This is a genomic window from Slackia equolifaciens (assembly GCF_003725995.1).
GTDB lineage: Bacteria > Actinomycetota > Coriobacteriia > Coriobacteriales > Eggerthellaceae > Slackia > Slackia equolifaciens.
Genome location: NZ_QIBX01000042.1, coordinates 1 through 1,268, shown reverse-complemented (window position 1 = coordinate 1,268; position 1,268 = coordinate 1). Strand labels below are relative to the sequence as shown.

Below are 1,268 nucleotides of genomic sequence, written 5' to 3'. Positions count from 1 at the left end.
GGGACTGCGGACGAAAAGTTGGACGCGATTCACGCGTCCGGAAGGGGGTCCGCATGTATGATAGGGACGTGGTGGAGCTTGCGCTGCTCGCCCTGGAGGAGGGCATGACGCACGCCGAGGCCGCCGAGCTGTGCGGCGCGTCGCGCTCCGCCGTGCGCAAATGGGCCGCCGGTGCCGTTCCGCACCGCAGGCCGGAGGGCGCGGTGTCGTACAGGACCGTGCGGGAGGCGGTGAACCCCTTGGACGAGGCGGAGAGGGCGGCCTACGAGGCCGCGATGACGGAGAACATGCTGCTGAGGGCGGTGTTGGACGACCTAAAAGGGGCAGGCTCGCGCCCGGTTTCGATGTCGAACAGGAGAAAGTGCGAGCTGGGAGAGAGATTGCGCGCGGCGACAGGGCTGCCCCTCCGCGAGATCACTGCTTTCTTGAGGATCTCGAGGAGCTCCTATGAGTACCACCGCGCCCGGCTGGGGCGGAACCGCGACGCGGCGCTCCGCCCGCTGGTCCGCGAGGCGTTCGGGGCGGTGCGGCGCAGGGGCTACCGCGCCGTGCACGCCGAGCTGCGCCGCAGGGGCGTGCGCGTCTCGGAGAAGGTCGTGCGCCGCGTGATGCGCGAGGAGGGGCTGTCCGCGGCGAGGCGCCGCCGCAGGCCCTGGTCGAGCTACGCCGGGGAGGCGTCGCCGGCCCCGCCGAACCTGCCGCTGCGCCCCGACGGCACGCACGACTTCTCCGCGGCGGCCCCCAACCGCCTCTGGGTGACCGACATAACCGAGTTCAGGCTGCCGTCGGGGGCGAAGTGCTACCTGAGCCCGGTGGTGGACTGCTTCGACGGCAGGCCGGTGGCCTGGTCGGTCGGCCCGAGGCCCACCGCGGGGCTCGCCAACTCCTCGCTGGAGGCCGCCTGCGCGACGCTCGCGCCGGGCGAGGCGCCGACGGTCCACAGCGACCGGGGCGGGCACTACCGGTGGCCCGGCTGGGCGGCGATATGCGAGAGGTTCGGCCTCGTCCGGAGCATGTCGCGCAAGGGCCGCAGCCCCGACAACGCGCGCATGGAGGGCTTCTTCGGCACGCTCAAGAGCGAGTTCTTCCACCCGGCGGACTGGTCGGGGTGGTCGCTGGAGGGCTTCATGGCGGCGCTGAACGAGTGGATGCGCTGGTTCCGCGAGGGGCGCATATCCCAGAAGCTCGGGTGGCTCACCCCGGACGAGCGCCGCGCGGCGCTGGGCTATCCGGTGCTGTAGGATGTACAAGAAAACGTCCGCGGTCCC

At 71.8% G+C, this 1,268-nt stretch carries 1 protein-coding gene; it reads left to right on the top strand.

The window, feature by feature from the left end:
- Positions 1-53: 53 nt before the first annotated feature.
- Positions 54-1,241, top strand: a complete 1,188-nt coding sequence (locus tag DMP06_RS11220; protein ID WP_123209813.1) for an IS3 family transposase — start codon at positions 54-56, stop codon at positions 1,239-1,241.
- The last annotated feature ends 27 nt before the right edge of the window (positions 1,242-1,268 follow it).

What these genes read in the sequence shown, in the direction of transcription:
- DMP06_RS11220 (WP_123209813.1), top strand. Translation starts at nt 54, where the DNA reads ATGTATGATAGGGACGTGGTGGAGCTTGCGCTGCTCGCCCTGGAGGAG.